Raw genomic sequence first — 26,346 nt, 5'->3', positions numbered from 1 at the left:
GGCGAGAATAGGCGTATGAGTGCGCCCGAAAAGATCCCGAACGCCGGTAAGAAGGCGAAGGACCTCAACGAGGTCATCCGCTACACCCTGTGGTCTGTCTTCAAGCTGCGCGACGTCCTGCCCGCCGACCGGAGCGGCTACGCCGACGAGGTCAAGGAGCTGTTCGACCGGCTCGCGGAGAAGGACATCACCATCCGGGGCACGTACGACCTCTCCGGTCTGCGTGCCGACGCCGACGTCATGATCTGGTGGCACGCCGAGACGAGCGACCAGCTCCAGGAGGCGTACAGCCTCTTCCGCCGCACCAAGCTGGGCCGCGCCCTGGAGCCGGTCTGGTCGAACATGGCGCTGCACCGCCCGGCCGAGTTCAACAAGTCGCACATCCCGGCCTTCCTGGCCGACGAGACCCCGCGCGACTACGTCTCGGTCTACCCCTTCGTCCGCTCCTACGACTGGTACCTGCTGCCGGACGAGGACCGCCGCCGGATGCTCGCCGACCACGGCAAGATGGCCCGCGGCTACCCGGACGTCCGCGCCAACACGGTCGCCTCCTTCTCGCTCGGCGACTACGAGTGGATCCTCGCCTTCGAGGCCGACGAGCTGTACCGCATCGTCGACCTCATGCGCCACCTGCGCGCCTCCGAGGCCCGGATGCACGTCCGCGAGGAGGTCCCCTTCTACACCGGCCGCCGCAAGAGCGTCGCGGACCTGGTGGCGGGCCTGGCCTGACGGCCGCCCCGTGAACCTGGCGGCGCCCCGGCTCCCAGCCGGGGCGTTCGCCCCTCGACCCGGAAGATCAGACGGCCGCCACGCCATGGCAGGCCGCTCCAGCGACACCGGGTCCGGCACCGGGTGCGGCGCGCGCGAGCGCGCCGCACCGGCGTCCCTTCCCTTCCCGGGGATTCCTTACGGGGTCCCCAGCGCGGCCCTCAGCTCCGGCTCCAGGACCGCCGGCCCCCGGGTGGCGAGCGCGGTGAGCGGGTCCTCCGCCGAAAGCCCCGCGAGCAGCCGCTGACCTGCGTGCGAGGCCCACGGGCTGTGCGGATACGACTCCGCCCGCCCGATCAGCAGGCAGAGCCCCGAGACCGTCAGCGGCAGCACGAACCCGGCCACCGCCCGCGTCCGCTCCGCCTCCGGCACCAGCGGCACCGCCACCGCCCCCAGGGCGAGCGCCAGCAGGAACGCGCCCCGCACCGCCCGCAGCCCGGCCGCGACCTCCCGCCGCCCCGGCGCCGGCACCGCGAGCCCCCGCTCCACCAGACCCTCCTCGATGCGGCGTACGCACGCGGCGGCGGCGACCGCCGGACGCAGCCCCGGCACCGGCGCCTGCCCCTCGGGTCCGATCGCGCCGAGCACCGCCCGCTCCAGCTCGTCCCCGCCGCCCGAGTCGTCCACGACGGTGGCCCAGCCGGTGTGCGCGAGCAGCAGCCGCCGGGCCCGGTGCATCGACACCAGCGTCAGCTCGGCGACCCGCCCGGGACCCCCGGCGAGGAACGCGGCCTCGCCCAGGGTCAGTTCGCCGCCCCCGCCCGCCCCCGCGGGGGGCCCGCCGGCGGCGATCGAGGCCCGGCAGAGCCGGGCGCAGGCGAGGGCGGTCACGACGCCGGCGACGAGGAGCAGCGGGATCCACACCATGATCGAGTTGTACGCCAGGACCTCCGGCCCCGCCACCCGAACGGCTCAGCCGCTGGACCCGCAGGAGGACGACGACGAGGAGCCGCACGAGGACGAGGACGAGGAGCCGCAGGAGGAGGACGAGGAACCACAGGACGAGGACGAGGACCCGCAGGAGGAGGACGAGGAGCCGCAGGACGAGCCGCCCGACCCGGAGTCGGAGCCCCAGCCGTCGCCGCCGCCCTCCGCCGCCCCCGCGCACCACATCACCACGGCCGCGGCGGCGCTCGTGTCGGAGGAGTCCCGGTACGCGTCCCGGCTCCGGCCCCCGCGTACCGGCCCGTCGGGCCGGGCCGCGTCCCGCAGCCGCTCCCACAGCTCGCGGTCGGGCAGCGCCCGGATCCCGCCGAGCGCGACCGTGTTCACGCCCCCGTGGCCGTACGCGCCCCGGTAGGCGGAGAGCGACGCGAGGCCCGCCGCGCTCACCTGGCGGGTGTACGTGGTGCCGCAGACCAGCGCCGTCACGAAGCAGACGAGGAAGAGCGGCAGGAGCTTCACGAAGAACGGCACGGTCGGCCCGTCCAGCGCGAACTCGGCGACGGTGACCACGATGCCGAGCGGGAACAGCAGGAAGGACCCGACGACGAGCCCGACGCACCACCGGCGCAGGGTGCGGCGCGGGCCCGGCTGGGTCACCAGGCCCCGGTCCGCGAGGGCGTCGCCGATCTCCTGCACGGCCGGGTGCGTCATCACGCCCAGGCGCAGCGCGCGCAGGGAGCCGCTGGGGGCGGTCGCGTGGGTGTCCAGCACCGCCCGCTCCACCGGGTCGTGGGCGATCCGGTGGACGACCGCGACGACCCCGGGGCCGCCGATGACGATCCGGCCGTCCAGGTGCATGGCGGCGAGCGCCGTGTCGGCGACCCTGCCGGGACCGCCGCCGAGGAACGCGGCCTCGTAGACGTCCTGGAGCGGCCCGCCCGGACCGACCCGGACGCGGCGGGCCAGCACGAAGAGACGGACCAGCACGGCGGCGGCGGCGAGGTGGAGCACGAGGAGGAGCGGGTTCATGCCGGTCACCGCCCCCCGAGGAGGCGCCGGGCCAGCCGCCCCACGACCCCGCCGGCCGGCCGGCTCTCGGCCCGCTCCCGCCACCAGTGGGTCAGCTCCCGCCGTTCGGGCCGGTCCTCCAGGAGCAGCCCCTCGACGAAGTCGAGCGCGTCGCGCCGGTAGCTCCCCGGCATGGGCCGGGTCCTGGCGTACGCGAGGAACGCGGGCCGGAAGCCGTCGCCGAGGATCTCCGGCAGCTCGGGCGCGATCCGCGCCACGACGGAGGCCCGCTTGGCGGCGAGCGCCCGGCTCTGCACCCGCATCCGCCGCACGTCGAAGCCCTCGGGCACCGGAGTCCCCGCGACCAGCGCGGACAGCACCGCGGCCTGTCCCACTCCGACGCGCTGCCGTGCCGCGTCGGTGACGTCCCCGACCGCCTCGGGGGCCTGGGCGCCCACCCCGGCCCGCGTACGGTCTCCGGCCACGGCGGAGGGCACGGCGTCGGCCGTGGGGCGGGAGAGGACGGCCAGCGCGCCGTCGAGGCGCGCCGTCGCGGGCCCGGCCGCCGGGCCGGACCCCTCCGGCTCCGGCTCCGGGGCCGGGGCGCTCGGCCGGGTGGCCGGCATCGGGCCGCCCGAGACGCGGGCGCCGGCGCCGATGTGGAGCGGCTCGCGGCCCGCGAGGGCACGGCCCGCGCGCAGCGCGGCGGCGCCGACGCCGTGGCGCGCGGCGAGCGGGCCCGCCACCGGAACGGCGTGGACGTCGCCCGCGCCCGCGACGGCGTGGGTGTCCGCCGGGTCTCCGGCGGCGAGGGTGTCGGCCGCGCCCGCGGAGGCGAGGACGTCCGCCGGGTCTCCGGTGGCGTCGATGTCCGCCGGCTCCCCGGCGGCGAGGGTGTCGGCCGCGCCCGCGGCGGCGCCGACGTCCGCCGCGTCCGCCGCGTCCCCCGCGGCGGGCGCGGGGCGCGCCGGCCGTCGGCGGGTCGGCGTCGTCAGCGTCGCGCGGATCGTGGAGAGCTCCGCGGCGAGTTCCGCCGCGGGCGGGAAGTGGTCGTCGCGCTCCAGGAGGACGCCCGGCGGGGCGACCCGGCCGGCGAGGTCGGCGAGGATGTCCAGGACCGGCTCCGGGACCGGGTGGGCGTGGGTGTCGTGCCAGACGCCGTCCCGTTCGAGGCCGCCCGCCACGTGGACGTACGCGATGGCCTCGACCGGCAGTTCGGAGAGCGCCCGCGCCGGGTCCTCGCCGCGGTTGACGTGGTTGGTGTGGAGGTTCGCGACGTCGATCAGGAGCCGTACCCCCGTACGCTCCACCAGCTCCGCCAGGAACCGGCCCTCCGTCAGCTCCTCGTCCGGCCAGGAGAACAGGGCGGCGATGTTCTCCAGGGCCAGCGGCACCGGCAGCGACTCCTGCGCGATCCGCACGTTCTCGCAGAGCACGTCCAGGGCGTCGCGGGTGCGGGGGACGGGCAGCAGGTGCCCGGCCTCCAGGCGCGGGGTGGCGGTCAGCGGCCCGCCGGCCCGGACGAACGCGATGTGCTCGGTGACGAGCGGCGCCCCCAGCGCCTCCGCCTTCGCCGCGAGTGCGGCCAGCCGCTCCGGGTCCGGCCGGTCCGCCCCGCCGAGCCCCAGCGACACCCCGTGCGGCACGACCGTGACGCCCCGGGCCCGCAGCCGGGCCAGCGAGTCGGGCAGGTGGTCGGCGCACACGTTCTCCGCGACGACCTCCACCCAGTCGACCCCGGACAGCCCCTCGACCGCGTCCGCGATCTCGGGACGCCAGCCGATGCCGATGCCGAGTTCCGTCATGTCCCCCTCCTTCGGTCCTCAGTCATCCACGTGATGACCCCGGCGGAGCCGGTCGAACCCAAGGAGGGAGAGGTTCAGAGCTTCATTTGAGGTTCCCGGGCGCCACGGCCAGGACGCCGGGGTACGCCGACACGACCGTGGCGCTGCCCGGCGCGATCTCCGTGAAGCCCGCGTCCCTGACCACCGGCAGGCCGCTCGCGGCGAGCGCGGGCCATTCGGCCTCCGGCGCCGTGCGCACGGCCAGTGGGAAGCCCGCCTCCCGCCAGGCCGCGCGGGCGGTGTCGTCCAGCGCCCACCACAGCAGCTGGGCGCCGTGCCCGGCCTGGGCCATCGCCTTGCCGGCCGACATGCCGAGGCCCGGGTTCGTCCACAGCACCGCCGCGCCCTCCGGCACGGGTCCCGGCGCGGCCGGGTCGTCGAGGTCGGTGCCGGAGACCTGGAGCTTGGCCAGGTCCTTGGGCCAGCCGTCCAGGGGGACCGGCGGGAAGACGCGTACCTCCGCGGTCTCGCCGGTCACGGTGATGCCGGGCAGGGCCCCGGCGCGCCGCCACTCCGCGCCGCGCGCCCGCCGCACGACCTTGCGGATGCGGGCGTCCTCCCAGTCGGCGACGGCCGCGGCCCACTCGCCGTCGCCGAGCGACCGCTCGTCGGTGAGGAGGCGGAGCACGGCGCGGGCCGCGGTCTCCAGGGCGTCGGTACGGGCCGGGGGCGCGTCGCGCTCGATCCGTACCACCAGGGGCAGGACGAACTGCGGCTTCTCGTCGCGGGGATCGGTGTCGTTGCTGCTCACCCGGCAAGTCTGCCACCGGCCCCCGGGAGCCGGATCTTGCGGCCCGGCCCGTGGCCGGGCGAGGATCCCGCCCATGAGCACGATCGTCGGAGCGCGGGAGCCGGTGCGGCTCGCGGGGGTGGGGCGCCGGTACGGGCCGCGCGGCCCGTGGGTGCTGCGGGGCGTCGACGCGGAGCTGCCCGCCGGCCGGCTCGTCCGGGTCACCGGAGCGAACGGCACCGGCAAGTCGACGCTGCTGCGGCTCGTGGCCGGGGTCGACGCGCCCGCCGAGGGCCGGATCACCGGCCGCCCGGCCAGGACGGCGTACGTGCCCGAACGCTTCCCGCCCGCCCTGCCGTTCACGGCCCTCGACTACCTGGTGCACCTGGGGCGCCTCCAGGGACTGCGGACCGGTCCCGCCCGGGCCGGGGCGGGGGAGTGGCTGGAGCGGTTCGGCGCGGGCGGGTACGCCGGGACCCCGCTGGCCGCCCTCTCCAAGGGCACCGCGCAGAAGGTGGCCGTCGCCCAGGCGCTGCTCGCGGAGCCCGAGCTCCTCGTCCTGGACGAGGCATGGACGGGCCTCGACCCCGAGGCCCGCGCGGAACTCGACGCGGCGGTCCGCGAGCGCGTCGCGGCCGGCGCCACCACCCTCTTCGTCGACCACGACCCGCGCCGCCTCGCGGGCGAACCCGGCACGACCCTGACCGTGGCGGAGGGCCGCGTCCGCCCGGCCCCGCACGGCCTCGCGGGCGAGCCCGACGCGGGTCCGACCCTCGCGGAGGGCCGCGTCCGCCCGGACCCGTACCCGCCCGGCCCCGCCGCCGTCCGGGTCGTCGCCTCCGGCGCCCGGCCCCTGCCCGACCCCCTTCCCGGTGGAGCCGTCGGGGAGGCGTGCGCGGCCGACGGGTCCGTGGTGTTCCGCGTCGCCGCGTCGCACTCCGACGACCTGCTGCGCGCCCTGCTCGCCGCCGCCTGGCACGTCCACCGCGTCGGACCCCACCGGGCCGGGGCGGAGGGGGAACGCCCGTGACGGCGCTGCTGCGGTACCACTCCGCCCTGTTCCTGCGCTCCCAGCGGTGGCTCGCCCCGCTGCTCCTGTACGCGGCGCTGGTCGCGGTCGGCGTCCGGCCCGGGGATCCCGTCCTCGGCTCGCTCGGTATCGCGGCGGCCGGGCTGCTGCCGGTCGCCGCCTGGTCGGTGCGGATCTGTCTGACGCAGGAGGCGGCCGCCGCGCGGGCCGTGACGGCCGCCGCCGGCGGGCGGTCCCGCGCGCACCTCGCCGCCCTGCTCACCGGGGCCGGGTGGCCCGTCCTCGCGGGCGCGGTCGCGGCCTTCGTGGTGACCGGCACGGGCGACCTCGCCGGGACCGGCGGACCGGCCGCCCTGCTCGCCGGCCTCCTGGCCACCACCGCCTGCGCGCTCACCGGCGGGGCCGTCGGCGCGCTCGCGTCCCGGCCGTTCGTGAGGGCGCCGGGCTGGTCGGTGGCCGGGCTGCTGCTCGGCTCGCTGCTGGCCCTGGTGACCACCGGCTCGCCGGCGAAGCACGCGGTCACCGCCCTGGTCGCCGCCGAGGGGGCGGCCCGCCCGCCGTGGGCCGCCTGCGCCGCCGCCGTGCTCCTGGCCGTGGTGACGGCGGCCGTTTCCTGCCGGGCCGGTGCGCGACGGGAGTGAGGCCGGAGCCGTACCGGAGTAGCCTCGGTGTCATGACCACGGAATCCGCCGCGTACTGCGCCCCCGAGCCCGCGCCCCGGCCGCCCAGGGCCACCGAGGGGCCGTACGCGCGCTGCGTGCTGTGTCTGGAGCCGACCGAGTACGCGGAGTCGGTCAAGGGGATCGTGCTGTGCCCGGTCTGCGAATGGCAGGAGGCCCAGCGCACCGCCTGCTCCGGCTGAGGCACGGCCCCGTCAGCCTTCCCGCATCAGCTCCGAGACCTTCACGAAGCGGTAGCCGCGTGCCCGGAGTTCGGGGACGACGCGGCGCATGGCCCGCTCGGTCGCCGGGGCGGCGCTGCGGGTGCAGTGGAGGACGACCACGGAGCCCGGGCGGACGCCGGAGAGGACCTGCTCGGCCACCGCGTCGGGGTCCTTCGCGAAGGCGTCGCCGCCGACCACGTCCCACTGCACGGCGGTGACCCGGGCGGGGGCGAGGGAGCGCAGGGCGGTGTCGTCGTAGCAGCCGCCGGGGAAGCGGAAGTACGGCACGACGTGGACCGCCCCGGCGTCCCGGAAGGAGTCGAAGGCGCGCTTGACGTCGGCCGCCATGTCCGGTGCGGCGACCGTCGGCAGGCCGTAGCAGGGCTCGGCGAAGGCGTAGTGGCTGTAGGAGTGGTTGGCGATCTCGAAGCGGGGGTCGTTGCCGATCGAGCGGGCCTGGTCCGGGTACTCCTCCGCCCAGCGGCCCGTCATGAAGATCGTGGCGTCCACCTTCAGGCGGCGCAGCGTGGCGATGAGCTCCGGGTTGTCGAAGCGTTCGCCGCGCGCCGCCCGGGGGCCCTGGTCGGCGGTCATGTCGGCGTCGAAGGTGAGCGCGACGACCTTCTCGGCGCTCCGGCCGGTCCGCCGCTCGTACACGGGGGTACGGCCCTGGGGGCCGGCCGCCAGGGTGGGGGGCGCGGCGGGTGCGGGCTTCTTCGGGCCCGGGGCGGCGGTCGGCTTCGCCGCCGGGGCGGAGGCCGTGGTCGCCGGTCCCGCCGCGGGGGTGCCGGCGCCCCCGCCGCAGCCGACGAGTACGGCGCCCAGCAGACCGAGCGCCGCCACTTTACGTACAGAAATGGTCACGAACGGAAGCTATCCGATCGAACTCGGAGGCTCGCCGTCACACCCCCGGAGGGGCGCCGTCCCGTCACCCGTCAGGTCGCGAGCAGCCGCCTGCGGCACTCCGCCACGTCGAAGCCGCCCGGCGGATAGCGCGGGTCCAGCGCCTCCAGGTGCTCCAGGAGCAGCGTGCTCACCGCCCAGTTCCGGTACCACTTCCGGTCGGCCGGGACCACGTACCAGGGCGCCTCCGGAGACGAACAGCGCTCCAGGGCCAGCTCGTACGCCTCCCGGTAGGCGGGCCAGCGGGTCCGGTCCTCGATGTCGGCCGGGTCGAACTTCCAGTGCTTCTCCGGGTTGTCCAGGCGCTCCAGGAGCCGCTCGCGCTGTTCCTCGTACGAGAGGTGCAGGAAGACCTTCACGAGCGTCACCCCGTCCTCGGCGAGAGCCCGCTCGAAGCGGTCGATCTCCTCGTAGCGCCGCTCCACCTCCGCGCGCGGGACCAGCTCCCTGACCCGGGCGATGAGGACGTCCTCGTAGTGGGAGCGGTCGAAGATGCCGATCTCGCCGGGCAGCGGCAGCGCCCGGGTGACCCGCCACAGGAACGGGTGGGCGCGCTCCTCCTCGGTGGGTGCCTTGAAGGCCCGGATCCGGCAGCCGGACGGGTTGAAGTGGCCGATGACGTGCTTGACCGTGCCGCCCTTGCCGCTGGTGTCCATGCCCTGGAGGACCAGCAGCAGCCGTCTGCGGTCGCCCGCCGTGCTCGCCGCGAACAGCCGCTCCTGGAGCGAGGCGAGCCGTGGCGCGAGGAGCGCGGTGGCGGCGCGCCCGGCCGTCTTGCCGCCCGGACCGTCCGCGCCGTCCGGACCGCCGGGGGTGGCCCGGGGGTCGTACGCGGAGAGGTCGACGCGCCCGCCCGGCGGGAGCCGCAGCGCCGCGCTCAGGGGCGCGGCCCGGCCCCCGCCCCCGTCCGTCCCGTCCCGCGTCACGTCGTGCTCCTCCGCCACCGTGCGTCCCTTCCTTCCGGCCCTGCCCGGGGTCAGCGCCACGGGCCGGTGACGGCGAAGGTGGTGCCGGGGTCGTAGCAGTTCACGTACATCGTCGAGTGGTCCGGGGAGAAGGTCACGCCGGCGAACTCGCCCCACTCGGGGGCGCCCGGCCCGCCCACGTCCTGCCGGTTGCGCGCCACCGCGTACACCTCGCCCCGCCGGTCCACGCCGTAGACGTGCTGCGCCCCGCCGCCGTCCTCGCAGACCATCAGGCCGCCGGTGGGCGCCAGGCAGATGTTGTCGGGGGACTCGCCGGGGAGCCGGACGTCGGTGTCGGGGCCGAAGACCACGGAGAGGGTGAGGCGCCGGGCGGCCGGCTCGTACTTCCACACCTGCCCGAAGTGGGTGGCGCCGGAGCCGTCGGAGGCGCGGGCGAAGGAGGAGACGAAGTGGACGGCGCGGCCGCCCCAGTAGCAGCCCTCCAGCTTCTGCGCGTGGGTGATGCCGCCGCGCCCGAAGTCCTGGAAGCGGATGGGCGTCGAGGTGGCCTGCGGGTCCGGCACCGGCACCCACTCCACGGCCTCGAAGACCGTCCCGGCCTCCCGCACCACCGACAGGTCGGGGACGCCGGGCACCCGCAGGGCCTCCAGGGTGCCGCCCGCGCGCAGCGAGCCGGGTCCGCCGTGCGGGCGCTCGGGCAGGAAGCGGTAGAAGAGGCCGAAGGGGTGGTCGAAGGCGTCCTCCGTCTCGTAGACGATCCCGGTGTGCGGGTCGACGGCGACGGCCTCGTGGGCGAAGCGGCCGAGGGCGGTGAGCGGGACGGCGCCGCTGCGGTGCGGCTCGGCCGGGTCGACCTCGAAGACGAAGCCGTGGTCCTTCTCGTACCCCTTGGTCCCGGCCTTGTCCTCGGTCTCCTCGCAGGTCAGCCAGGTGCCCCAGGGGGTCGGGCCGCCCGCGCAGTTGACGGCGGTGCCGGCGATGCCGACGCGCTCGGAGCGGACCGTGCCGTCCGCGTCGAGGCCGAGGACGGTGCAGCCGCCCTTGCCGCCCCGGTCGTAGACCAGGCCGGGGACGAGCGGGACGGGATGGCGGGCGTCGGGGCGGTTCTCGTGGTTGCGGACGAGCCGGACGCCGCCGCGCCGCCCCGTGAAGGCGCTCATGCCGTCGCAGCGGCCGGGAACCGGCCCCTCGCCGGAGCGGAGCGGCTCGCCCTCGCGGGAGAGGACCCGGTAGGAGAAACCGGCCGGGAGGTCGAGCAGACCGGCCGGGTCGGGGAGGAGCGGGCCGTAGCCGCCGCGCGGTTCGGCGACGGCGGGGGTGCCGGTGAAGAGGTCGGCGAGGATGCCGGTGAAGGCGATCCCGGCGACGGAGGCGCCGGTGCCGGCCAGGATCTGACGTCGCGTGACTGCCATGAGGGGGGCCTTCCCGCCGGAACAGGTGTGGACCCGCTTCATGTACCACGCGGTGGTGTGCGTGATGCCATGACGCGGGTCCACGGCGCCTCGGATGGCGCAAAGTCGCCCCCGGGAACCGGGGTGACGGGGTCTCAGGCGAGCTCGGCCGTCAGCGTGATCGTGGTGCCGGTGAGGGCCTGGCTGACCGGGCAGTTCTTCTTGGCGTCCTCGGCGGCCGCCTGGAACTGCTCGGCGTCCAGACCGGGCACCGTGCCGATCACGGTGAGGTGGATGCCGGTGATGCCCTCGCCCGGCTGGAAGGTGACGTCCGCCTTGGTCTCCAGCTTCTGGGGCGGGGTGCCCGCGCCGGCCAGGCCGTGCGAGAGGGCCATCGAGAAGCAGGAGGAGTGCGCGGCCGCGATGAGCTCCTCGGGGCTGGTCTTGCCGTTCGGCGCCTCGGCGCGGGCGGGCCAGGAGACGTCGTACGAGCCGAGCCCGGAGGAGTCGAGGGTGACGACGCCGGAGCCGTCGAGGAGGTTGCCCTGCCACTCGGTGTGAGCGGTACGGGTGGTGGCCATGATGGTTCCCTTTCGGTGGGGTGCGGGCCCCAACCTACTGCGCCACGAGCCCCTTTGCGTCCCGTGCCAGCGCGGTGAGCCGGGAGATGGCGCGGAAGTACTTCTTCTTGTAGCCGCCGTTCAGCATCTCGTCACTGAACAGCTTGTCGAAGGGGAGCCCGGAGGCGAGCACGGGTATCTCGCGGTCGTAGAGGCGGTCGGCGAGGACGACGAGCCGCAGCGCCGTCGACTGGTCGGGTACCGGGCCGACGTCGGTGAGGCAGACCGCCGTCAGGTCGTCGGTGAGGGCGCCGTACCGGCTCGGGTGAACCCTGGCCAGGTGTTCGAGCAGGTGCGGGAAGTCGTCGAGGGAGGCGCCCGGGGTCCGGTACGCGGTCTCCGTGACGACCTGGTCGGAGTGGGGCGCGGGGGCCTCGGGCAGGCCCCGGTGGCGGTAGTCCTCGCCGTCGATCCGCAGCGGCCTGAAGTGCGCGGAGAGGCCCTGGATCTCGCGGAGGAAGTCGGCGGCGGCGAAGCGGCCCTCGCCGAGCTTGCCCGGGAGCGTGTTGGAGGTGGCGGCGAGCGCCACGCCGGCCTCGACCAGCTTGCCGAGCAGGCTGGAGACGAGGACGGTGTCGCCCGGGTCGTCCAGCTCGAACTCGTCGATGCACAGGAGGCGGTGCCCGCTCAGCGTCCGCACGGTCTCCTGGAAGCCGAGCGCGCCGACCAGGTTCGTCAGCTCCACGAAGGTGCCGAAGGCCTTCAGCGCGGGCTCGGCGGGGGTGGCGTGCCAGAGCGAGGCGAGCAGGTGGGTCTTGCCGACGCCGTAGCCGCCGTCGAGGTAGACGCCGCGCGGGCCGGCCGGGGCGGCGGGCTTGCGGGCGAACCAGCGGCGCCGGCCCGCGCCGGTCGCGTGCGCCCCGCCGAGGCCCTCGGCGAAGCCGGAGAGGACCTTGACGGCCTCGCACTGGCTCGGCTGGTTCGGGTCCGGGAGGTAGGTGTCGAAGCGCACCGAGTCGAAGCGCGGCGGCGGGACCATCTCCGCGACCAGGCGGTCTGCGGGGACGCGGGGCTCTCGGGAGCAGAGCGAGAGCGGGGTCGCCGCTGCGGGGGCGGCTTCGTTCAGGGCACGGGTCGACACAGTTCTCCACTGTAAGGGCCGTGTCAGACTGCGAGAATGCGACAGCTCTTCCCTGTGACGGACATGACAGCCCCGAACGCCCAGGTCAACGCGGTGGACCGGGAGTGGTCCCTCGACGAGCTGGCCGACGCCTATGCCTATCCGGCAGAGGCCGAGACCTGGCTGCGGGCCAACATGGTCTCCTCGCTCGACGGCGCCGGACAGCACGAGGGCCGCTCGCAGCCGCTCTCCTCCGACACCGACATGCGGGTCTTCGGCACCCTCCGCGGGCTCGCGGACGTGGTCGTCGTGGGTGCGGAAACGGTACGCCAGGAGGGGTACCGGCCCGCCCGCGCCCGGGAGGCCTTCGCCGCGCGCCGGGCCGCCGCGGGCCAGGGCCCCGCCCCCGTCATCGCGGTCGTCACCGCCTCGCTCGACCTGGACCTCACCCTTCCGCTTTTCGCCGCCCCGCTGGTCCCGACCCTGGTCCTGACCGGCGCCGGGGCGCCCGCCGAGCGGATCGCCGCGGCGCGGGAGGCCGGGGTCGAGGTGCTCCTCGCCGGCGAGGGGGCCGCCGTCGACCCGGCCCGCGCGGTCGCCCTGCTCGCCGGGCGGGGGCTGCGCCGCCAGCTCACCGAGGGCGGGCCCCGGCTGCTCGGCCAGTTCACCGCCGCACAGGTGCTCGACGAGCTGTGCCTGACGCTCTCCCCGACGATGACAGCGGGTGATGCCCAGCGGATCGCCCACGGGCCTTCGGTCGCCCTTCCGACACGCTTTGGGCTGGCTTCTCTGCTGGAGCAGGACGGCTTCCTCTTCAGCCGCTACCGTCGGATCTGACAATCAGCGGAATTTGCCGTTCCGCTTAGCGTCTGCTGGGCACAATCACAGTCGCAGTCCCCGTGCGGTCACGGGGAAGGATGGTTTCCGCAGAAGGGCTCCTGAGGTGTTCACAAGCGTTCTGATGATCGAGAAGCCCCTGACGTCCGTGGACGTGGAATTCGTCACCACCCTGCACGGCGACGAGGGCGTGTCCTTCATCGTGCTGATGCAGCCGCGCGGTGATCAGGCCGACGTACTGCTGCGCGCCATCGACGACGTCGCGCTGGGCGAACTCAAGGAGGCGGCCCGGGAGGGGGACGAACCGGAGGGCAAGGCCGCCCGAGAACCGGCCGAGCTGGCCCTGGAGCACTCGCTCCGGGCCCTGAGAGAGGCGGGCTGCGAGGCGGTCGGACAGGTGGTCGAGGACCACCCCCTGAACAAGATGAAGGCGGTCGTCGAGGAGGCCGGGGCGGACGAGGTCATCGTCCTGACCGCCCCCCACTACGTGGAGGAGTTCTTCCACCGGGACTGGGCCTCCCGCGCCCGGCACAAGGTGGGCGTCCCCGTCCTGAAGCTCTTCGCGCACAGCGAGTGACGGCGGGGCGGAGGGCCCGGGGACGCGCTGCGTCCCCGGGCCCTCCGGCCGCAGCCACTAGGCTGGAGCCGACACGTCTCACGCACACCCGGGGAGAGAACCGCATGGCACCCGCCATCCCTGCCGCCATGGAACGGCCGCACTTCATCGGCATCGGCGGTGCCGGAATGTCGGGCATCGCGAAGATCCTCGCCCAGCGCGGCGCCAAGGTCGCGGGCAGCGACGCCAAGGACTCCCCGACCGCCGAGGCGCTGCGCGCCCACGGCGTCACCGTCCACCTCGGCCACGCCGCCGAGCACCTCGCCGACGACGCCTCCGCCGTCGTCGTCTCCAGCGCCATCCGCGCCGACAACCCCGAGCTGGCCCGCGCCGCCGAGCTCGGCATCCCCGTCGTGCACCGCTCCGACGCGCTCGCCTCCCTCATGGACGGCCTCACCGCGATCGCCGTCGCCGGCACCCACGGCAAGACCACCACCACCTCGATGCTGGCCGTCGCCCTCACCGAGCTGGACCTCGACCCCTCGTACGCCATCGGCGGCGACCTCGCGGGCCCCGGCACCAACGCCCGGCACGGCGCCGGCGAGGTCTTCGTCGCCGAGGCCGACGAGAGCGACCGCAGCTTCCAGAAGTACGACCCCCAGGTCGCGATCGTCCTCAACGTCGAGCTCGACCACCACGCGAACTACGCCTCCATGGACGAGATCTACGAGTCCTTCGAGAAGTTCGCCGCCAAGCTCCGCCCCGGCGGCACCCTCGTCGTCGGCGAGCACTCCGGCGCCCGCGAGCTGGCCGCCCGGGTCGCCGCCGCCGGCCGCGAGGACCTGGAGATCGTCACCGTCGGCGAGGGCGAGGGCTCCGACGCCCACATCCTCAAGATCGTCCCGAACGGGATGAAGAGCGAGGTCACCGTCGCCCTCGACGGCGCCGAGCACACCTTCACCGTCTCCGTCCCCGGCCGCCACTACGCCCACAACGCCGCCGCGGCCCTCGCCGCCGGCGCCCGCGCGGGCCTCGACCCGGACGCCCTCGCCCAGGCGCTCACCGCCTACACCGGCGTCGGCCGCCGCCTCCAGCTCAAGGGCGAGGCCGCGGGCGTCCAGGTCATCGACTCGTACGCCCACCACCCCACCGAGATGACCGCCGACCTGGAGGCCATGCGCGGCGCCGCGGGCGACTCCCGGCTGCTCGTCGTCTTCCAGCCGCACCTCTTCTCCCGCACCCAGGAGCTCGGCAAGGAGATGGGCGACGCCCTGGCGCTCGCCGACGGCTCCGTCGTCCTCGACATCTACCCGGCCCGCGAGGACCCGATCCCCGGCGTCACCAGCGAGCTCATCCTCGACGCGGCCCGCGCCGCCGGCGCCGAGGTCACCCCCGTCCACGACAAGACGACCGTCCCCGAGGTGATCGCGGGAATGGCGCGGCCGGGCGACTTCGTTCTGACCATGGGCGCGGGCGACGTCACGGACCTCGGTCCGGCGATCCTCGCCCACCTGGCGAACTGAGGGAGTGGACGGACGATGGCGTACGAGGTCGAGAAGTCGGACGCGGAGTGGCAGGCGCAGCTGACCCCGTCGGAGTACCAGGTGCTCCGGCTGGCCGGCACCGAGCCCGCCTTCCGCGGTGAGTACACGGACACGAAGACAGAGGGCGTCTACTCCTGTCGCGCCTGCGGGGCCGAGCTCTTCACGTCGCACGAGAAGTTCGAGTCGCACTGCGGCTGGCCGTCCTTCTTCGACCCGAAGGACAGCGAGGCCGTCGAGCTGATCGCGGACACCTCCCACGGCATGATCCGCACCGAGGTCCGCTGCTCCCGCTGCGGCTCCCACCTCGGCCACGTCTTCGAGGGCGAGGGCTATCCGACCCCCACGGACCAGCGCTACTGCATCAACTCGATCTCGCTGAGGCTGAAGCCGGCGGACGACTGACACGGCGCCGCGGTCCCCCTAGGGTGTCCGGTGACGGACTCAGGGGGACCGCATGGCCGGCCGGAACTTAGCTCCGCTTCCCACCTACCGCAAGGACGCGGTGACGAGGAAGCTCTGCGCGCACGTCTATCTCGACGACGCCTTCGCCCACGACATGGACGTCGAGCTCACCGGCGACCGGCTGACCGCCATAGGGCTGCCGCTCGGGGTCAACCTCGTGGCGCTCGCGCGGCACGCGCGGGTGGCCGCCCGCAGGGTCCGGGCCAGGGACCGGACCCTGTCGCTGCTCTTCCTCCTGCTCTGGGCGGGCGTCGCGCTCCTCCCCCTCGGGCTCGCCGTCGACCCCTTCCTCGGCGGGACCGGTGCCGTGATCGGGCTCGCCGCCCTCCTCGGCGGCTGGTGGGCCACCCACCACGACCTCGCCGTCTCCTGGCGGGAGGCCCAGCGCGTCTTCCAGGAGGACACCCGGCCGGAGGAGCAGGCCCCGGCCGTCGAGAGCGACGCCGAGGACCGGCTGCGGGCCCTCGCCCGCGCCAACGTCCTGCCGTACACCGCCTCCGCCGGCCACCACGACCCGTTCGTCGGCCACGGCGAGAAGGTCAAGGACGTCGTCTGGCACCCCGTCGACGTCTCCCAGCCCGCCGACGACCCCGCCAACCCCGGACGGAAACTCGCCGTACGGCCCTTCGACGCGGTCGACCTGCACACCTTCGTCGCCCGCGAGATGGAGACCATATCCGGCCTGGAGGGGCTGCGCGCCAGGAACCGCCTGTACGTCTCCGGCGACCACGTCCCGTACCTCGTCGGCGAACTCCTCGACTCGCGCGTCGGCCGCCCCCGTCCCCAGATCTCCCCCGACCTCGTCCGCACCGGCCTGATCAAGCCCGGCGCCGGCACCCGCACCTACCTCAGCCTGGAGCGGATCAGCGACGGCGGCCGGGTCGTCGTCTCCGTCCACATGCGCGCGCGGCTCCATCCCCCCAGCCTCTCCTGGGAGTTCATGATCTTCGTGATCCCGCCGCCGGCCGCCCGCTTCTCCACCGTCACCACCCTCCCCACCCAGGGCTTCGACCGGTTCCGGATGCTCTTCGGCGGCACCAACTCCATCTGGTGGCGCTGCCTCACCGGCTCCTGGTCCCGCACCGCCCGCCGCGCCTCCCTGCGCCGCGGCCGCGAGCGCGCCCTGCGGCGCGACCGCCGCGACATCACCCGCCGCAACACCCTGCACGACCACGGCGCCACCGACAGCGTCCGCGAACGCGTCTCGGACCCCGAGCAGATGCTCTTCAGCGACTCCGCCGACGCGCAGGACTACCTCCAGCGCCTCCAGGGCGGCATCCTCATCGCCACCGAACGCTTCCTGAAGGACCATCACATCGACAGCGCGTCCTTCGACTCGACGAAGCAGATCATCAACTCGAACCCGACGTACAACTTCAACGGGATCGTGCAGGGCAACGCCTTCGGCCACCAGAACGTCGTCCAGAACACACCCGGCCAGCCCGGGGCCGGCGGCGGACAGCCCGGCCCCGGCGGCCAGTGGGCACAAGGAAAGGGGACCCCGTGAACACCTTCAACTTCAACGGCCCGGTGAGCGGCAACGCCTTCGGCAACGACAACACCGTCACCAACAACCAATACCACCAGCCCGCCGAGCCGGTCACCGCCCGCGCCCTCGCCGAGCAGCTGGTGACCCTGCTGCGCGAGCAGCCCGCCGCCACCACGGCGCTCGCCCCGGCGGAGTCGGTACGGGACGAACTCGCCGCCGCCGAGCGGGAGAACCGCCCCGCCGACGAGGGCCGGGTGCGCACCGCGCTCGCCGCCGTCGAGCCGTACGTCACGGTCGGCAGCGGCGGCATGGCCCTGCTCCAGGGGATCCTGGCGTTCTTCGGCGGCTGAGGCGGCCGGCGCGGGCGGGGCCGCCGGGGCCGCCCCGGGTCAGCGGGCGCGCACCTCGGCCCGGGCGCCGTCGGCGAGTTCGAGGGCGAGGCCGGCGCGCAGCGGCACCGTCTGGCCCGGCACGATCCGCTGGCTGGTGCCGTCCGAACGGGTGCCGGTCCACGCCTCCGCCGAGCGGTTGGCGAGCCCGTACCGGCCCGGCTTCTGCGGGTGCTCGACCAGCTCGGCGACGAGGCTGCCGTCCGAGTAGTCGTGCCGGGTCGGCTCCGCCGTCAGGTGGTGGCGGTGGATCCGGGCCGCCCGCCCCAGCATGATGTGCCGCTCCGACCGGGGCGGCGGGGTGGTCACCACGAGCCGGGGCGGCAGCACCAGCGGGGCGCCGTCCTTCCAGCAGGTCCCGGGCGCCGCCGAGCCCGGCTCGGTCATGTTCGGCCGGCCGCAGTTCGGGCACTCGACGATCGCGTCACGGGCCGCCCGCAGGGCGTCGCGCCACTGGGACTCGCGCACCCGGGCCGAGGGCTCCCGCAGTCCCACCGTGAAGTTCTGCGTGAACAGCTTCTGGAGCGACGGCGGCACCAGCGGCCACAGCACCCGCGCCGTCGTGTGCTCCACCGGGTCCGGTCGGTTGTCGGTGTCGTCCGGGTCGAAGACGAACAGCGGGTCCTTGCCGTACAGCCTGCGCTCCGCGTGCTCGTCCAGGCAGCGGATCGCCAGCTCCCTGGCCCCCTTGAAGGGGTGGTGGTTCACCAGGAACATGAAGAGCAGCACCGACAGCGAGTGCAGGTCGCTCTGGGTGCCGGGCATGGCCCCCGGGTCGCCGCGCACCAGCTCCGGGGCCATGAAGCCCATGGTGCCGGAGATGCCGCTCTGGTCGCCCTCCACCACCGCGTTGTCGTTGTCGCAGACCAGGACGTCGCCGGTGGCCGGGTCGAAGAAGATGTTGCCCCAGGAAATGTCCCGGTAGGCGATGCCGCGCGAGTGCAGTGCCTGGTACGCCTCCACCGTGTACAGGCAGGCGGTCAGCAGCTCCCGGAAGCTGGTGGTGACCGTCCGCCGGAACAGCTCGGGCAGACCCCGGAAGCGGTCGGGGCGCACGTCCATCAGATAGCCGAAGCGGTCCGGTGCCGCGTCGACGAACGCCGTCGGCCACAGGAACCGCTCGTCGTCGAAGTCCCGTTCCACCAGGTCCTCGACGACCCGCCGCTGCTGCGGGGTCGCGCTCTCGGGGTAGTACCACTTGAGCGCCTTGGCGGAGCCGTCGGGAAGCGTCACCCGGTAGACCTCGCCCTGGCCGCCCTGGCCGAGCAGCCGGTCGACGACGAGCGTCTCCCCGGTGCCGGTCGTCAGCGTGTCCCCGTTGTCGAGCATGCCGCTCATGGTCGTTCGGTCTCCTCGTCGTCGTTCCTCGTGCCGCCGGTTGGATCCGATCTCTCGGATAGTGGATCCGAGAGGTTGGATGGTGGATCCGGGAGCTTGGATGTTGGATCCGAAAGGCTGGACGGTGGATCCGGGAGCTTGGATGTTGGATCCGATGTATCGGAGGTTGGATCCGAGAGATCGGATGTTGGATCCACGTCCGCCCCGGCCCCCCAGGGCCGCGCCGGCTCCGGAGCCCGCGCCCACGCCTCCCGCGGGTCGGCCCCCGCCACCCGTCCCTCAGGCTCCCGTCCCTCAGGCTCCTGTCCCTCAGGCTCCTGTCCCTCAGGCTCCTGTCCCTCAGGCTCCTGTCCCCCGGGCTCCGCGCCCCCGCGCCCCCCGCGCTCCCCGCCCTCAGGCTCCGAGCCTTCAGGCTCCGCGTCCCCGCGCTCCTCTTCGCCCCCGGGCTCCGCGCGGTGGGCCAGCGCCAGCGTGGTGTCGTCGCCGGAGTGGCGGGAGGCCGCCTCCAGCCAGCGCGGGACGTCCTGCTCGATCCCGGGGAGGCCCCGGGCGGCGAGCCGTTCGTAGAGGCCGGCCGTGAACTCGGTGAAGCCCGCGTCCGAGGCGAAGCTCTTCGAGAGGCCGTCGGTGGAGAGGGTGACAAGCCGGGGGGCCCGGGCCGGTTCGGGCAGGGGTTCCCAGTGGACGCGGACCAGGTGCCAGGCCTTGCGGAGGCAGAGGGAGGCGGTCTCGTCGCCGAGTTCGGCGTGCTCGGGCGCGAGCGGGAGGCGTACCCGCCCGTCCGCGTCCACGACGGTCAGTTCGCCGTCGCCGAGCTGCCAGGCGACGAAGAGGCCGGGGGCGAGTACGGCTCCGATGAGCGTGGAGCCGTACATCCTCAGGACCTCCTCGCGGGGCGCGTCCGCGCCCTCGGGCCCCGGCTGGCGGGCCCAGTGCTCCCACACCCTGGCCTGCCAGTCCCGCACCAGCTGCTCGGGCAGCTCGTAGCGGGCGTAGTCGCGCAGCCAGGACAGCCGGCCGGGGCGGACGAGCGAGCCGAACTCCCGCCCCTTCGCGGCGAAGAGCGCGGCGGCGAACTTCGCCCCGACGTCGCTGCGCGGGTAGGAGGCGGAGCCGTGCCCGTCGGCGACGGTCAGGATCACGGGGTCGTTCGCAGCTCCCGTGCCGCCGGTCTCCGCCCAGTCCTGGTTGAGCTTCTTGCCGTAGCCGATGACGCTCGTGTCGAGTACTTCCCAGGTCGGCAGGGCGCTCACCACACGTCGTCGTCGTCGGTGGCGAGCACCGGCGGCGCGTACGGCGCGGCCGGCTTGGTCGGGCCGTCGCCCGAGCCGTTGCCCCCGGCGACGGGCTGCGAGGCGGCCTTCACGGCGGCCGTCGACGCCCAGCGGATCGCGGCGGCCAGCTGCTTGGGGCTGTTGGCGTCCAGCGGCCGCAGCTCCGGGTTGGCCAGGAACTCCTGGAGCACGCCCCGGTCGGCGTCCGCGCCGATCGCGATGGCCACCCGGACGGCCTTGCGGCCCCACGGCGTCGCCTCGATGGCGCGGAGCCCGGCCCGCCAGTCGTCGGTCGGCGCCCCGTCGGAGACCAGCGCGATCACGGGCTTGAGGGCCCGTTCCGGCATCGGCGGGGTGCGCAGCTCCCCGGCGACCAGGGTCAGCGCCTCGCCGAGGTTGGTGGTGCCGTCGGGTGCCACGTCCTGCCAGGTGAAGTCGTGCACCTTCACCGGGTCCTTGTGGTGCCAGCGGGCGGTGGTGGAGAAGGTGATGGTGCGCAGCAGGAGCTGGGCGGCCGGGTTGTCGTCGGCCACCGAGCGCATCTCCGGGATCGCCTCCCGGATCGCGTAGTTGAGCTGGCCGATCTTCTCGCCGGACATCGAGTACGAGGTGTCGAGCAGCCAGATGAAGTGCACCGGGCGGTTCGACATGGCGCCGCCGGGGAGGTCGGACACGGTTTCCTCCAGAGGAGTCGGGGAGTCGGGGAGTCGGGGAGTGGGTGGTTCGGGGACGGTCTGGGAGTGGTTCAGGGCGTGGTGGCCGTCAGCTCCTCCCACCAGGCGGGGACGGACTCGGCGAGCCGGAGGATCGCGTCGAGCAGCCCGGGCGCCCCGTACACGGCGCCGAGCGCCGCCGCCGCGAGGACGACGACGGTGGCCGTCGTCAGCAGGGCGCGTACGGCCTTCCGGGAGCGGGCGACCCGCGGGGTGACCACGGTCATCGGCCGCGCGCCCCCGTTCCGCCGGGGCGGGCGTCGACCAGCGCGTCGACGCGGAGGCCGGAGCGGGCGAGCAGCCACAGGACGGGTTCGGCGGCCCGGCGGCCCTCGGGGTCGAGGGCGCCGGTGCCGGTGGCGGTGTAGGCGCTGACGGACCAGTAGCGGGCGGTCTCGAACTGGTGGGTGAAGTTGAGGACGAGTCCGCCGAGGCCGATGGTGGTCAGCCAGCCGTCGACCTGCGCGCCCGCGGGCGGCAGGGAGGGGATCCGGTCGAGCACGTCCCGTTTGGTGACGACGACGGCCACGGGCAGTCTTCCTCTCCGTCCGACGAGCGCGGTGAGTTCGCCGCTGAGCCCGTCGAAGGTGTCGACGGGTCCCTGGGCGGCGGGCCGGGCGTCGGCGACGGTGCCGCCGTCGGCCTCGGCGATCTTCTTGCGGACCTCCCGGTCGGCGAGGACGTCGACGACGAAGAGGACCCCGTCGGCGTGGGCGAGGTACTGCTGTTCGCGCAGCCGGTCGGCGCCCTGGAGGGCCTCGCCCATCGGGTCGTACAGGTAGAGCAGCCGGCGCCGCCGGCCCCGGCCGACGAGGATCATCCAGGCCCGCTGGTCGCCCTGGGTCTTCAGCGCCCAGTCGTCGTCCCGCAGCCGCTTGTCGAGGAGGGCGCCGTCGTGCCGGTCGGCGTCGGAGGCGTAGTCGAGGGTGAGCGCCCCGCTCGCGGCCCAGGAGCGCAGTCCGGCGACGACGGCGGCCATCAGCATGGTCTTGCCGGAGGAGGAGGCGCCGATCAGGGGGACGTGCACCACCCGGGTGGTGGCGAGCGAAGGCGGCAGGGGCCGGTCGCAGGCGGGGCATTCGGCGGGGACGAGCGCCCGGCCGGTGAACAGCGAGGACGGGAGCCTGGCCCCGCACCGGCAGGCGTGCCGGTAGACGCCGTACCGTCCGGGCCGCAGCTCCCGGTGGACCTCGTTGGTGCACTGGGGGCAGCGGTGGGCGGCCAGCGGCACCGGCCGGTGGCAGCCGGGGTGCGGGCACACGGTCCTGATGCGGAAGGTCAGCAGCCAGGCCCGTTCGGCCCCGCGCAGCACGCCGACGGCGAGCAGCCAGCCGCTCCACACGGCGGTGACGAGCAGGGCGAAGAGGAGCAGCGCGGCGCCGTGCAGGACGGCGACGAGCAGGACGGCGAGGGTGGCGCCGAGCGCGGTGCCGGGGGCCATGAGCAGCAGCCACAGCCGGGTGATCGGGTTGCCGCCGCGCACGCCGGTGGAGGGGCGCCGCCGCTGGAGGAGGCGGGCGGCGACGGTCGCCATCCAGTGGCTCCGCCACCGGCGCCAGGGCGCCCGCAGTCCGGCGCCGAGGACGCCCGCCGTGTCGACCCACAGCTGCCGTGCCCAGTAGGAGGGGTGCGCGGGCTCGGCGTCGATGGGGATGACCCGCTGGTCGGAGCGGCCCGCGTCGAAGGGGCCGAGTTCGACCACGACGGCCTTGGTGGCGGCGGCGAGCAGTTTCCAGAACGCGTTGCCGACGCAGACCAGGAGGGCCGTGACGGCCCACAGCACCACGAGCAGGGTGAGGACCAGTTCGGTCAGTCGTCCGCCGTCCACGCGGTCACCTCCCGCCTTCGCGCGGCGGCCGGACGTCGCCCCAGCGGGGTTCCTGGGCCTTGTCGGTCCTGCGTCCGCCGAGGCGGCGGAAGAGCTGCTTCATCCCGCCGGCGGGCCGGCACCACTCCTCGAAGGCGGCCCGCCGTGACGGCGCCTGCCGGGCGACGAGCTCGGCCGCCGCCTGTATCTGGTCGTCGGGCAGTCGGCGCACGACGGGCCGCAGCACGTCTTCGAGGAGGCCCGTGCGGGTCAGCTCCCACAGCGGGCCGACGTGGGTGTGGGAGTTCCAGACGACGTAGCAGTCGGCGAGCCGGTGCGGCGCGGCGAGGAAGTCGGTGAGGACGGGCGAGCGGGCCGCCTTGTCGTAGGCGTCGATGAGTGTCGGGTTGTTGCTCTCGGCGAAGGCCTTCAGTTCCTCGGCGGGCCGCTGGGGCCTGAGCAGGAGCAGCGCGAGGGCGTGCGCGGCCCGCGTCTGGACGGCGGGCCGGGCGTTGTGGGAGAGGCCGAGGACCCGGTGGACGAGGCCGCCGTGGGGGACGCTGGGGTCGCCGTCGGGGTGCTGGAGGGCGTGGACGAGGGAGAGCAGCTTCAGGTCGGCGACGACGGACCGGCCGAGCGCCTCGACGCCCTCGGCGAGGAGCCGTTTGGCCAGGAGCGGGGCGCCGGTGTCGGTCGCGGGCGCCTCGATGGCCGCGGCCACCAGGTCGTTCCAGGTGCCGGCGGCCTGGTGGAGGGCGGCCCCGTCGTCGAGGAGGGCGGTGGCCTCGGCGGCGGTCTGGGTGCGGTCGGGCCAGACGAGGGCCAGCGCGGTCCGCAGCACCATCGGCGGGGGCGGGGCGCCGTCGAGTCCGGCGGCCCGGAGCAGCTCGCGCAGGACCACCGTCCGGTTCTTCGTGCTGGGCCTGGGCTCCACGGCCGCCGCGCACAGTCGCAGGTGAGACCGGTCCCCGGGCCCGTCGAGCGGGAGCGGTACGGCGCGCAGCGCGCGGGCCACGGCCGTCGGATCGTCGGCGGCCCGGGTGTTCAGGAGGTCGAGGAGGCGGACGCGCAGCGATTCGGACCCGGCCAGGACGTCCGGCACGTCCCGTACGGAGTCGGGGCCGGCGCCGGCCCGGTCGAGGACCCGCCGGCAGAGCCGTTCGGCGAGCCCCGGCAGCAGGTCCTCGTGTTCGACGCCGAGCGCCCGCGCGGTGGCGAGGAGGCCGCCCACCCGCCGCAGCGGCGTGGTGGGGGTGGCGATCCCGGCCCGGAGGGGTTCGCCGAGTTCGCCGGTGAGCCGGGTGCGGTACGGCTCCGGGAGCGCGCCGGGCGGCAGCGGCGGGGGCGTGGCGGCCCGGTCGTGGACGGCGGCGGCGACGAGCCGGGCGGTGACCGGGGCGGTGACGGCGAGCGGGACGGTGTCGCGGAAGGCGGCGAGCAGCCCGGCGAGGGCGTCGGGGGCGAGCGCGCCGGGCCGGCCCTCCTCGCAGACGGCCCGGAGGAAGGTCTCCAGGGCGGTCTCGTCCAGGGCGCGGGGATGGGCGGCGGCCCACCGGGCGGCCTCGGCGACCGCGCCGGCCGGGACGGGCACGCCCCCGGCGAGCGCGAGCGCGGCGAGCGGACCGGCGGCGAAGGGCCCGGCGTCCGGCAGGTCGCGGGCCGACTTGAAGAGCGCGTTGGCCCCGGCGGCCCAGACGGCGGCGGCGGTCAGCGCCCACACGTCGTCGGTGGCGGGCGGTGCGGCGCGGGGGTCGGAGCGGTCGTGGACGGCGTACCGGTGGGGCTGCCCGGTGACGGCCCGCGCGTCCTCGGGGCGGACCCCGACGACCTGCTGGCGGGCGTGCTGGGGCCGCCGGGTGTAGGTGGTGAAGGTGAGGTCGCGGGCCACGTCCCGGGGGAGCGCGGCGCAGGCGACGATCAGCCAGTGGGCGACGTCCCGGGTGTCCTGCTCGGCGATGACGACCTGCGGGGCCTGCGGGTCCTCGGCGAGGCGCCGCAGGTCGGCGAGGAGGGCGGCGAGCCGGGGTCCGGCGTCGGCGGCGAAGGCGGTGAGCGTGGGCCCGAGGCCGTGCGGCAGCCCCGGGGTGAGCCGCTCCAGGGGCGGCGGCGCGCCGCCCTCGGGCGAGCGGTCCGTCCACTCGGCGGCGCCCCACAGCGCGATGGGCGGCAGGTCGTCGGGGAGCGGTTCGCCCGCGGGCACGAGCAGCGCGTGGGCGTGGAAGTTGCCCCAGCGGCCGCTGTAGTCGGCGCCGGTGTAGACGGTGCGGCTCAGCAGGCCGCTGCCGTCGGACAGCCGGGTGAAGCCGAACATCTCGGGGAAGGCGCCGAGTTCGTCCTCGGTCGGCCGGGCCGGGGCGTCGCGGGGCGGCTCGTAGCCGACGAGCTGTTCGGCCTCGCGCAGCACCGCGTGCGGCACGCCGGGGCTGACGGCGGTGAAGCGGAAGCCGGAGCCGTCGGGTCCCGGCGGCGCCGAGGTGTAGTGCATCTGGAGGAGGCTCATGCGACCGGCACCCCCTTGCCGTTCTCGCGCGGCGGCTTGGCGACGGGCACGAGGCCGCGCCGGGCGAGCAGCCACAGGAGCGGGTCCTCGACGCGCACGGGCTGGGGGCCGGTGGCGGGCGCGTCGGCGGGGGAGTCGTCGGGTGGCGGCGCGCCGAGCGCGGAGATCCCGAAGAGCGACACCTCGGAGAAGTCGCGTTCGAGCTGGCGCCACAGCGAGCCGGAGCCCCAGCCCTCCAGGAGCGAGCGGGTCTCCTCGTGGACGGCGAGCCGGTCGGCGTGGTCGTAACGGCCGCCGGTGTGCGGGGCGTTGCCGTGCAGCGGGGAGTGCGGGTCGAGCAGGCCGCGCACGGTGTCGGTCTTGGTGACGGCGACGGCCAGCGGGGTGGCGACCCGGCCCCGGGAGCCGGCCCGCCCGTGCGAGCGGAGCTGGGTGGCGAGTTCGGCGGCGATCTGGAGGGCGGGCGTGTCCCGGGCGGGCACCGGCCCGCCGCGGTCGCCGACGGTGTCGCGGACGGCGCCGAGCTGGAGCGGGTCGACGAGCAGCACGATACCGTCGGCGGCGCTCAGGTACTGGGTGTAGAGGTTCATCGCCTCGGCGGACTTGAGGTCCTCGCCGGCCGCGTCGAAGAAGACCAGCGCGGTGTGCCGGCTGCCGTCGCGGCCGAAGCCCTTGCGGGGCAGGCTCAGCCGGTACAGCAGCGGGTCGTTGAAGCCGGCGGCGGACGGGATGGTGGCGTCCGGGAGGCGCATCCGGTCGTACAGGTCCTCGGCCATCTCGCGGTCGCGCCGCTGGCTCTCGTCGCCCATGGCGGCGAGCGCCGCGCCGTACGCCTGCCCGACCCGGTGGCGCAGTTCGTTGACGAGCACGGACACGTAGGTGCTCTTGCCGGAGGCCTTGGCGCCGACCAGGGCGATGATCCGGCTGTCCTGCTCGCAGTAGTCGCTGGGCAGGTCGCTGTGGCAGTTGGCGCAGACCCGGACCGGGGTGGGCACCCCGCAGTGCGGGCACTCGGCGCGCGGTCCGGGCCCGCGCAGCCCGCCGAGGCCGCGCGGCGGGGAGAAGACCGGTCCCCGCATGTACGCGGCGGGGGCGCGGGTCGAGCCGGTGAAGCCCGCCCACACGTCGTCCCGTTCGGGGTCGCAGGGCGTGCCGCCGCGCAGCCCGGTCCGCGCCATCAGGCAGCGGTAGGGCAGCCGGGCGGCCTGTGTGCGGTGAAAGCAGTAGGGGCAGATCACCGTCGTCATGTCAGCGCACCACCAGGGTCGTGAGGGCGGGTTCTTCGAGGCGTACAGCTCCGGCCCCGTCGCCCAGCAGGAACGCGCGGAGCGCGTACGGCGGGCGGGACAGGTCCGGGACCGGCGGGAGTTCGAGGGTCTGGAGCGGGGC

26 protein-coding genes are annotated in these 26,346 nt (G+C 75.1%); 10 read left to right on the top strand and 16 right to left on the bottom strand.

All coding sequences use genetic code 11. The features are described from left to right. The first annotated feature begins 15 nt into the window (after positions 1-15). Positions 16-729, top strand: a complete 714-nt coding sequence (gene hemQ, locus AB0E19_RS28500) for a hydrogen peroxide-dependent heme synthase (protein WP_362185052.1) — start codon at positions 16-18, stop codon at positions 727-729. A gap of 177 nt (positions 730-906) precedes the next feature. Here the strand turns inward: hemQ and AB0E19_RS28495 are convergent, their stop codons facing one another. The 4 genes from AB0E19_RS28495 to AB0E19_RS28480 all read right to left on the bottom strand — a co-directional run bounded on the left by AB0E19_RS28495 (position 907) and on the right by AB0E19_RS28480 (position 5,256). Then, a complete protein-coding gene (locus AB0E19_RS28495) occupies positions 907-1,635 on the bottom strand; it encodes a TIGR04222 domain-containing membrane protein (RefSeq protein ID WP_362185051.1) in 729 nt (242 codons plus the stop codon). A gap of 45 nt (positions 1,636-1,680) precedes the next feature. Then, on the bottom strand, positions 1,681-2,682 hold the full coding sequence (locus tag AB0E19_RS28490; RefSeq protein ID WP_362185050.1) for a TIGR04222 domain-containing membrane protein: 1,002 nt from the start codon (positions 2,680-2,682) through the stop codon (positions 1,681-1,683). A 5-nt stretch (positions 2,683-2,687) separates the two neighbouring features. Next, positions 2,688-4,466, bottom strand: coding sequence for a DUF692 domain-containing protein (locus tag AB0E19_RS28485; RefSeq protein WP_362185049.1), 1,779 nt, complete (start codon positions 4,464-4,466; stop codon positions 2,688-2,690). An 82-nt stretch (positions 4,467-4,548) separates the two neighbouring features. Beyond that, complete coding sequence (locus tag AB0E19_RS28480) at positions 4,549-5,256, bottom strand: aminoacyl-tRNA hydrolase (protein ID WP_362185048.1); 708 nt, start codon at positions 5,254-5,256, stop codon at positions 4,549-4,551. Between the two features lie 73 nt (positions 5,257-5,329). Between AB0E19_RS28480 and AB0E19_RS28475 the strand changes: the two genes are divergently transcribed. From AB0E19_RS28475 to AB0E19_RS28465, 3 genes are read left to right on the top strand one after another with little or no spacing between them, the layout of a single operon-like run. Beyond that, positions 5,330-6,265, top strand: coding sequence for an ABC transporter ATP-binding protein (locus AB0E19_RS28475; RefSeq protein ID WP_362185047.1), 936 nt, complete (start codon positions 5,330-5,332; stop codon positions 6,263-6,265). Then, entirely contained in the window at positions 6,262-6,906 is a 645-nt protein-coding gene (locus AB0E19_RS28470) for an ABC transporter (RefSeq protein WP_362185046.1), read from the top strand. Before AB0E19_RS28475 ends, AB0E19_RS28470 begins: the two co-directional genes overlap by 4 nt. Before the next feature lie 32 nt (positions 6,907-6,938). Further along, a complete protein-coding gene (locus AB0E19_RS28465; RefSeq protein WP_362185045.1) occupies positions 6,939-7,127 on the top strand; it encodes a hypothetical protein in 189 nt (62 codons plus the stop codon). Between the two features lie 12 nt (positions 7,128-7,139). Here AB0E19_RS28465 and AB0E19_RS28460 read toward each other — a convergent pair whose 3' ends face one another. From AB0E19_RS28460 to zapE, 5 genes are all read right to left on the bottom strand, one after another. Beyond that, positions 7,140-8,012 carry a polysaccharide deacetylase family protein gene (locus AB0E19_RS28460; RefSeq protein WP_362185044.1) on the bottom strand — a complete coding sequence of 291 codons (873 nt, stop codon included), beginning with the start codon at positions 8,010-8,012 and terminating at the stop codon, positions 7,140-7,142. Between the two features lie 71 nt (positions 8,013-8,083). Beyond that, complete coding sequence (locus AB0E19_RS28455; RefSeq protein WP_362185149.1) at positions 8,084-8,977, bottom strand: PPK2 family polyphosphate kinase; 894 nt, start codon at positions 8,975-8,977, stop codon at positions 8,084-8,086. Positions 8,978-9,027: 50 nt separating this feature from the next. Beyond that, positions 9,028-10,389, bottom strand: a complete 1,362-nt coding sequence (locus AB0E19_RS28450; protein ID WP_362185043.1) for an alkaline phosphatase PhoX — start codon at positions 10,387-10,389, stop codon at positions 9,028-9,030. Between the two features lie 134 nt (positions 10,390-10,523). Beyond that, on the bottom strand, positions 10,524-10,949 hold the full coding sequence (locus AB0E19_RS28445) for an OsmC family protein (RefSeq protein ID WP_362185042.1): 426 nt from the start codon (positions 10,947-10,949) through the stop codon (positions 10,524-10,526). Between the two features lie 34 nt (positions 10,950-10,983). Then, entirely contained in the window at positions 10,984-12,069 is a 1,086-nt protein-coding gene (gene zapE, locus AB0E19_RS28440; RefSeq protein WP_362185041.1) for a cell division protein ZapE, read from the bottom strand. Positions 12,070-12,105: 36 nt separating this feature from the next. On the opposite strand from zapE, the gene AB0E19_RS28435 reads away from it, so the two are divergent. The 6 genes from AB0E19_RS28435 (at position 12,106) to AB0E19_RS28410 (ending at position 17,286) form a co-directional block, all read left to right on the top strand. Further along, positions 12,106-12,885: a pyrimidine reductase family protein gene (locus AB0E19_RS28435; RefSeq protein WP_362185040.1), complete on the top strand. Its 780-nt coding sequence runs from the start codon at positions 12,106-12,108 to the stop codon at positions 12,883-12,885. 106 nt (positions 12,886-12,991) lie between these two features. Beyond that, complete coding sequence (locus tag AB0E19_RS28430) at positions 12,992-13,462, top strand: indole-3-glycerol phosphate synthase (protein WP_169089252.1); 471 nt, start codon at positions 12,992-12,994, stop codon at positions 13,460-13,462. A 104-nt stretch (positions 13,463-13,566) separates the two neighbouring features. After that, positions 13,567-14,964 carry a UDP-N-acetylmuramate--L-alanine ligase gene (murC, locus tag AB0E19_RS28425; RefSeq protein ID WP_362185039.1) on the top strand — a complete coding sequence of 466 codons (1,398 nt, stop codon included), beginning with the start codon at positions 13,567-13,569 and terminating at the stop codon, positions 14,962-14,964. 15 nt (positions 14,965-14,979) lie between these two features. Further along, positions 14,980-15,387, top strand: a complete 408-nt coding sequence (msrB, locus tag AB0E19_RS28420; RefSeq protein ID WP_362185038.1) for a peptide-methionine (R)-S-oxide reductase MsrB — start codon at positions 14,980-14,982, stop codon at positions 15,385-15,387. A gap of 52 nt (positions 15,388-15,439) precedes the next feature. Next, a complete protein-coding gene (locus AB0E19_RS28415) occupies positions 15,440-16,954 on the top strand; it encodes a hypothetical protein (protein ID WP_362185037.1) in 1,515 nt (504 codons plus the stop codon). Further along, positions 16,951-17,286, top strand: a complete 336-nt coding sequence (locus AB0E19_RS28410; protein ID WP_362185036.1) for a hypothetical protein — start codon at positions 16,951-16,953, stop codon at positions 17,284-17,286. The genes AB0E19_RS28415 and AB0E19_RS28410 overlap by 4 nt, the downstream gene beginning before the upstream one ends. A 39-nt stretch (positions 17,287-17,325) precedes the next feature. Here AB0E19_RS28410 and AB0E19_RS28405 read toward each other — a convergent pair whose 3' ends face one another. The 7 genes from AB0E19_RS28405 to AB0E19_RS28375 form a co-directional block, all read right to left on the bottom strand. Continuing rightward, a complete protein-coding gene (locus AB0E19_RS28405; RefSeq protein WP_360604862.1) occupies positions 17,326-18,663 on the bottom strand; it encodes a protein kinase in 1,338 nt (445 codons plus the stop codon). Next, positions 18,660-19,916: a protein phosphatase 2C domain-containing protein gene (locus AB0E19_RS28400; RefSeq protein ID WP_362185035.1), complete on the bottom strand. Its 1,257-nt coding sequence runs from the start codon at positions 19,914-19,916 to the stop codon at positions 18,660-18,662. The genes AB0E19_RS28405 and AB0E19_RS28400 overlap by 4 nt, the downstream gene beginning before the upstream one ends. After that, positions 19,913-20,587 carry a VWA domain-containing protein gene (locus AB0E19_RS28395; RefSeq protein WP_362185148.1) on the bottom strand — a complete coding sequence of 225 codons (675 nt, stop codon included), beginning with the start codon at positions 20,585-20,587 and terminating at the stop codon, positions 19,913-19,915. Before AB0E19_RS28395 ends, AB0E19_RS28400 begins: the two co-directional genes overlap by 4 nt. 95 nt (positions 20,588-20,682) lie before the next feature. Continuing rightward, positions 20,683-20,877: a hypothetical protein gene (locus AB0E19_RS28390; RefSeq protein WP_362185034.1), complete on the bottom strand. Its 195-nt coding sequence runs from the start codon at positions 20,875-20,877 to the stop codon at positions 20,683-20,685. Beyond that, positions 20,874-22,478: a hypothetical protein gene (locus tag AB0E19_RS28385; RefSeq protein WP_362185033.1), complete on the bottom strand. Its 1,605-nt coding sequence runs from the start codon at positions 22,476-22,478 to the stop codon at positions 20,874-20,876. The genes AB0E19_RS28390 and AB0E19_RS28385 overlap by 4 nt, the downstream gene beginning before the upstream one ends. A 4-nt stretch (positions 22,479-22,482) precedes the next feature. After that, on the bottom strand, positions 22,483-24,957 hold the full coding sequence (locus tag AB0E19_RS28380) for a GTPase-associated protein 1-related protein (RefSeq protein ID WP_362185032.1): 2,475 nt from the start codon (positions 24,955-24,957) through the stop codon (positions 22,483-22,485). Beyond that, positions 24,954-26,204: a hypothetical protein gene (locus AB0E19_RS28375; RefSeq protein WP_362185031.1), complete on the bottom strand. Its 1,251-nt coding sequence runs from the start codon at positions 26,202-26,204 to the stop codon at positions 24,954-24,956. The genes AB0E19_RS28380 and AB0E19_RS28375 overlap by 4 nt, the downstream gene beginning before the upstream one ends. Positions 26,205-26,346 lie beyond the last annotated feature (142 nt).

The organism is Streptomyces sp. NPDC047974 (assembly GCF_040653375.1).
Taxonomy (GTDB): Bacteria; Actinomycetota; Actinomycetes; order Streptomycetales; family Streptomycetaceae; genus Streptomyces.
This window is presented reverse-complemented; position numbering and strand designations above follow the sequence as displayed.